This window comes from uncultured Sunxiuqinia sp., assembly GCF_963974515.1.
GTDB lineage: Bacteria > Bacteroidota > Bacteroidia > Bacteroidales > Prolixibacteraceae > Sunxiuqinia.
In genome coordinates, this window is record NZ_CAXBDD010000147.1 from 1 (window position 1) to 6,643 (window position 6,643).

Sequence of the window (6,643 nt, forward strand, 5' to 3'; positions counted from 1 at the left end):
TTGAGGATGGCGTTTATGATGTGGGCTTGCGGATTGTTTCGGACGAAGGTTGCGAGAATTACGGGCTAATGGAAGAACTGATTAAGGTGCGGCCGGTCCCGACCGTTGAGACGTCACTCGATGCGGATTCCTGTTTCGATCACCAGTTTGAAGTGCGCTACACTGGCTCTGCCAACCCGCAGGATACTTACCACTGGGATTTGTCGGCTTTGGATCCGGAGGAAGTTATAACCGACCCGGGAAGCTCGCAAGGACCATTTGAAGTCAGCTTAATCAATAAACCGCAAGCCGTTATTGGTTTGCAAATTACCACCGAACACGGATGCGAGAGTGATTCAGAAGTTTATCCGATTAAGCGTAAACCTTGGGTACAAATCGCTGCTGATGTGCTGGAAGGATGCTCGCCGCTCGAAGTGAACTTTCAGGCCTTGCCAGTCGATCCGGTCGATGAGCTGAGCTATTCGTGGGCCTTTGGCGAGGACGCGGACTACCAGGCTGAGTCGGATGCCCCATTTCGCCGTTTCGATGCGCCCGATCAGGAGTTGGTCATTTCTGCGGCCGCCATCTCAAGTCTGACCGGATGTGCCGATACCAGTTGGCTTGATCAGATGGTTCGCGTTTTCCCCAAGCCAACCGCTGCTTTCCAACCGAATCCTGCCGAAGTCAATATACTGGAGCCAAAAATTCAATTTGAAAACCAAAGTGAAGCCGCAAGTTATTATTCTTGGAATTTTGGCGACTCCATTGGTTTTTCCGAAGATGAAAGTCCCGGCTACAGCTACAATAAAATGGGTTGGTTTGAAGTGGAGTTGATCGCTGAAAATGAATTTTACTGCGCTGACACAACCACACGGAAGGTTTTTGTTGTCCCAGACCGGATTTTTCCACCCAACGCATTCAATCCAAACAGTTCGAATCCGCAAAACCGGGTGTTCATCGTCCGGCACGACGGTGTTTTAGAAGAAGGCTACCACCTACAAATTTTTAACCGTTGGGGCGAACGCATTTTTGAAGCAAAAGATGAGTTCACTGGCTGGGATGGCAAAATGAAGAATGGACAAGCTGCTCCCACCGGTGTTTACACCTGGGTGCTGGCTTACCAGGATTTTCTAGGCGAAAAACAAACTCAAAATGGAACAGTTACCTTGGTGTATTAAGCAGTTCCTTCAAACGGATCGGAATTCACGGATATCAAAAAAAGCTGTTGAAGGTCTCGCTTTTACATGTTTTTTTGAGTTTTAGCTGAGTTGTGGAAATCACCTGCCGATAATTACGCTCATCTGAACAGGATCTGAAATTCTCGAGGTACATGACCAAACGAAACAACAAACAATTTTAATTCCTGAGCGTTCTAATGACAGACGCAAACTTTAAAACGCTAATAGTATGGAATTTAACGAGAAAATTAAAGCCGATTTAGAAGGAAGAATCAAAAAGCTGGAGAATTTTATTGCCGATAGAGGAATAGGTTCGAAACAGCTTAGCAAAGCAAGAAATGTACAACGTAATGTGAATTTAGCCGTCTTGGCAGGCAGCTTAATCACGATTGCCGGAATTACCGTGTGGGTATTGAGGCGCAACAGCCAAGAAGATTAGTCGTTCAAATCATTGAAACTGATTGTTGCTGATTGCAATTTACTCCGTCACCCAATCGTTTACTCATTTGTTCTTTTTTTAGGGTTTTTCACAGCTCCTTGTTTGATTGTAAATTCAGGGAATTTGCTCCGATAAGTATTCTGTTGAAAAATTGCTTAACTATTTCAAAATCGGCAAACTCCCGAATTACCCCTTGATGATTGATAATTGAAGCTTGAGAAAAAGGAATTTTGCACCATTTTTCTTGTCGTTGACTAGGTGTTGACTAAAAACAAAAGCGAACACATTTATTATGCTGGCTTTCAAATTGGTATATTTTCAACTTGTGGAGCTGTCGGGATTCTCGATCCTTGAAAATTGGCTTTAATATCAATCGTTACAGTAAAGAATTTGATGAACTTCGACAGAGACGTCATGATCAATGAGAATATTACCTCCAATTGAGCAAGGCATTCGTACAATACGATCTTAAAACGATCCGGGGCACCAATTGAGTTTATTAACGACCAGTTTGGGCACTATAGCAGCAAGGCTACCAAGCACTATTGGGACAGCTTTGAGGATGAACAACGAGAAAAGTACACATCAGTCTTAGTTCCCTCAAATACAAACAAAAAGCAACAAGCCTAAGTTAAAAAACAACAATATTGGGTTTCACGTTCGGTGCCGATTTTTCGCTGGTTGTTCAGGCTGAAACTGCGGCCAGACAAGTGGTCGTTAGTACTAAATTTCTCATTTGCTTATTTTTTTCCTTTAGCTAAAAGTCAAATGGCTCTTATTCCCTGTAATCCGGGTTATTGGGCACCAGCCCCAAACTTCCCAAAACATCCATGCAGGCAGCGCGCACATTATAATCGCGATCTTTCAACTGATGAACTTCGCGGATGGTTTCCACAAAGGGTTCGCGGTTTTCAGTGTATAGTAAATAATTGATGGCCATCAGGGAAAGCTGAAGATTCTCGTGCGCACAGAACTTTTTTAGCTTGTCTTCAGCTGTTTTGTCGGCAAACATTTCATATGCAACGGATGAAGCCGTGACGGCAACCGGTGGGTATTGATCCTTCATCGAATTTAAAATTTCGTCCGAAAAGGATTGTAAATCTTCTTCCGTTTGACTTCGCAATCCCAGAATCGCCCAGTAACGAACAATTGCATTGGGGCTTTTCAGAAAATCAACCTGTTTGGCGGCTACCTCTTTTCCCCGAAAACCTGCCAGTGAAGCCGCATCATAGACTTCTTCGAGTGGATAGTTTTCTTCTTCGAGCCGAAATTCATACGCGGTTGTTGTATCGGAAAGCAGGCCGATTTCATATTCGGGTAAAAACATCACATCACGCGATTGAAGCACTTCCTGCTTTAAAAGATTTCGCATGTTCTCCAAAACCGGTTGGTATTCCGCGTCATCGGCCAGATTTTTTGTTTCCCACAGATCGTTTTCAATATCGAAAAGAAATTCAGCCGGACGGGGTTCGAACAGGCTTTTCTGCAGCGGATTCAGCTTATTTTCGGCCAAATCCTTCCGCATCTGCTGTTTGATCTGGCCAATCTCCATGTAACGGATGTAGCGGGCTTCGTAAATAAACGGCAGGTAATTTCGGGAATAAATATACTTCCCGTCAGTCACGGTGCGCACCATGTCAATGCCATTATCCGAACGATCGGATGAAAGGTGCAGGTAGTCAACCGGATCTACACGCTCTTCTCCCAAAAAAGGCCGTCCGCTCAGATGTTCAGGAATCTCGCCTCCGGCCAGGCTGATGAGAGAAGGAGCCAGGTCGGTAAAATCAATCAGTTCATCTGTAACCACGCCACTTGTTCCCCACGGCGACAGATGTTTGTACATTTCGGGAAACCAAACGATAAACGGAACCCGGTAGCCATAATTGATTCCGTTGGTTTTTCCGCGTGGCATGCCTTCTCCATGGTCCGCATAAAAAAAGATGATGGTGCTGTCTTTCAGATTATCGGTTTCCAGGCGAGCCAGCAGTTCGCCAATCCGGTTGTCGGTTAGTTTGATGGAATTATAGACCCGTGCAAACTGTTTTCGCATTTCGGGACTGTCGAGATAGAAGGGCGGCATTTCAAAATCCTTTTCGCCAATCCGTTCTTCGGGCGAAAGATGGTTGAGCACATTTTCCAGGTACCAGTCGTAGGTTTCTGTCATGGTGCGCGACTGGTGCGATTCGTTGTAATTGAACACTGCAAAAAACGGCTGACCGGGTGTACGGTTCCTCCAGCCTGCTTTGTTTGAACTTTCGTTCCAGGCTTCGGCAATAAACGCTTTTTCGCCCGCTACATTGTAATCGGTTTTTGCATTGTTGGTGGTGTAATAACCCTGCTGTTGGAGGTAATACGGGAACCCTTTCATGAACTCCGGAACAGGATATTTACTGCGGTGGTTTCCGGTTCCGGCCTGGTAGGTTTTTACGCCCGTGATGATGGCCGTCCGGCTCGGAGAACAAACCGTTCCGGTGGAGAATGCATTGGTAAACCGGACACCTTCCTCGGCCAGCTGATCGATAACCGGGGTGCTGGCATTTTCATCGCCATAACACCCGATAAATTGGGGCGAAGTATCCTCGATCGTGATCCAAAGCATGTTGGGCTTGGGCAGTTCTTCCGATGAAGTGCATTGGGAAAACAGAACAGGAATGGTTACCAGACTGAAAAGAAGAGCTTTGTTATTCATTGTTATTCTTTTTTTGCGATTATCTGCGCATCCTGCGGGAGATACTTTTTGTTTTCCCGCTGATAAGGCTGATTCTTTCTCTTGCTACAATTCAACTAAAACTTTCTCAGGATTTTCACCTTTTTGAGTTTTCAGGCCGGTGATCTCTTTAAGATGATCGTCTTCTCCAATAATCAGTTTAAATGTTCCTGCTTCATGTAATTTTGGCTGCACCGTGTTGCCTTTCATGCGGTAAACTTGTGCCAGCTCACCAGTTTTTTCATTCCAGATTTGCATCACCTGATTGGACTGGTTCAATGAAATTTCAGGTAAAACGTTTTCAGCACCCATTCCCAAATTATCGAACTGTGATATTTGTTTCGGCCATCCCGGAAACTGGTCGCGCACAGGATTGGGATTTTCAACATCGGCATAAAACCGCCAGGAATCCATAGCAATGGTGCGTTCTTTTTGGTCGAAGGTAACCAATCCAAACCCTGAAACCCGGATTTGTGCATTGTCGTACCGGCTTTCCTTGTCAACGGTAATTTCCCCCGGATTCCCAACGGCATACACATAATTCTTGTTTCCGAAGGCATCTTCGTATTTGCCCGTGTTGGGATATCCGTGCTCAGGCCGGTCAACAACCGGAATGCCCAGCTCATCGGGTAAAAACCACCGCATGTAAAAGTTGCAGATTGCCGGGGTATTGAAACTCCACCCGGCGTCGCGGTAATCATCCAGTCCGTATTGAACCAGGGTAGAGAGATGCTGGTCGCCGTTGATGTGGAATGCCGCTGCTTTTCGCATCAGTCGGATAACTTCATCACGGCCCGATTTTGGCCAGCCGCCCGAGTCGAGATCGCCGTAAAGGTAATTTTCGCGACTTCCATGATGGGTGGCCACATTGGCAAAAACCGTTTGAGATAGCAATACTTTCATGTCGGCGCCTTCCCAATCCATCACCCAGTCATTCAAAAATTTAGTCTGTCTTTCGCCAATCATTTCCACGCCCGGCTTATCGAGGAACGACAAATCTTCGCGGGGCTCCTGCATATGGTCATGGCGGCCTTCCCAGTCGGAAACGGCTTCAGGACCGGTTTTGAAAATACGATCGGTGATGATGGCAAAACTCACCCTTCCGTAAGTCAGGTCGGTGTACCAAACGCTCATTCCCTGTTCAATGGGTGTGGGGTCGTACGGATCGGGAAGCTGTCCGCACTGGGTGCGGTTTACCACGTTCACCATCTCAACCGACTGCATAAAACCGCGTGTATCGGAACTGCCGGCACCGCCCGGTTTTGGAACTCCTCCCTCACCCCAAAGGTTTCCGTGAAAGACATCGTGATCGTCGGGTACGCAGATGGTTGGTGTATTTCGCATTAAATCCCCAAATGCCCAGCCAAACATATAATATTTTCCGAGGTAACTTAATATGGAAACGTCAACCGGCTCGCGTTTCATCGGATAACCCCCGTTGGGCTCATAAATCTGGTCGCCGGAAAAATAGAGCATATCCGGTTCCAGTTTGGTCAGGTTTTCAACCAGCGGCGTATAGGGATAACCCGAGGTAAACTGGCAGGTCAAGCCGCCAAATCTTAATGGGCGATCCACCGGGTCTCTCCGAATGGTGCCGGCATAATATTCCGGTGTTTCAGTTCCATCCTTTCCTTTTTCAATGTATTCCACCCGGTATGCCACATCTTTTGAAGCATCCCAGTTTTCCAGTTTAAACACAGCCGTGTGCGACACCGGTTTAATCTGTTCGGTAGCCACAGTTTTCCATGTTCCATTTTCTTGGAGTTGAAGGCTCGCTTCGTGGTTGTCGTTTTCACCCACGGGAGGCAGCATGGCCATCATTTTAACAGTGCCTTTACTGAGTGTCTGCATGGTCCAGAGCACCGGGCCAAAAGCATTGTCGGCTTGCTCGGCTACTTTGGAACCCGAAAGCATGAGATCGTCGAAACTGAAGCGGGAATTGCCCGGTTTCTCGTTTCCTCCTAAATCGATGTTATTGGCAACAGCAACCAATCCCTGGATTCCTTCCACAGCCAGGGAAAGTTCTTCGGGTCTTTTGCCGTTTGTATCCGTCACTTTCATCTTCAGACGGCTGTCATTTCCCGAAACCGTAATTGATACGGCCGAAAAATCGAAGTCCTCCGGCAGTTCGGCCCGCTTATCATTCAAAAAAGCGAAACCCTGAAGGCTAATTCCGGCATGAACACCTTCGCCGAAATAGCATAAGGCACGGACATCTGCATCTTCCTCATCGTACAATCCAACCAAAAACCCGGCAGATCCCGGGACGGTCCCTTCATTTGTCAGGCTGATTTTCACGGAGGCTTCAAACTCGCCCGAACCTGCTGAAAGCGTATGGGT

At 46.8% G+C, this 6,643-nt stretch carries 4 protein-coding genes; 2 read left to right on the forward strand and 2 right to left on the reverse strand.

Annotation, left to right across the window (positions count from 1 at the left end; translation table 11 throughout):
• Positions 1–1,157 (forward strand): gliding motility-associated C-terminal domain-containing protein (locus tag AAC033_RS17790; RefSeq protein WP_339740623.1); only part of this gene is annotated, 1,157 nt, incomplete at its 5' end.
• A gap of 229 nt (positions 1,158–1,386) precedes the next feature.
• Complete coding sequence (locus AAC033_RS17795; protein ID WP_339740625.1) at positions 1,387–1,596, forward strand: hypothetical protein; 210 nt, start codon at positions 1,387–1,389, stop codon at positions 1,594–1,596.
• 775 nt (positions 1,597–2,371) lie between these two features.
• Here the strand turns inward: AAC033_RS17795 and AAC033_RS17800 are convergent.
• Together AAC033_RS17800 and AAC033_RS17805 are read right to left on the reverse strand one after the other, a co-directional pair.
• On the reverse strand, positions 2,372–4,285 hold the full coding sequence (locus AAC033_RS17800) for a sulfatase (RefSeq protein ID WP_339740628.1): 1,914 nt from the start codon (positions 4,283–4,285) through the stop codon (positions 2,372–2,374).
• A gap of 84 nt (positions 4,286–4,369) precedes the next feature.
• Positions 4,370–6,643, reverse strand: a 2,274-nt coding sequence (locus AAC033_RS17805; RefSeq protein ID WP_339740630.1) for an alkaline phosphatase D family protein, incomplete at its 5' end; no start/stop codon positions are given.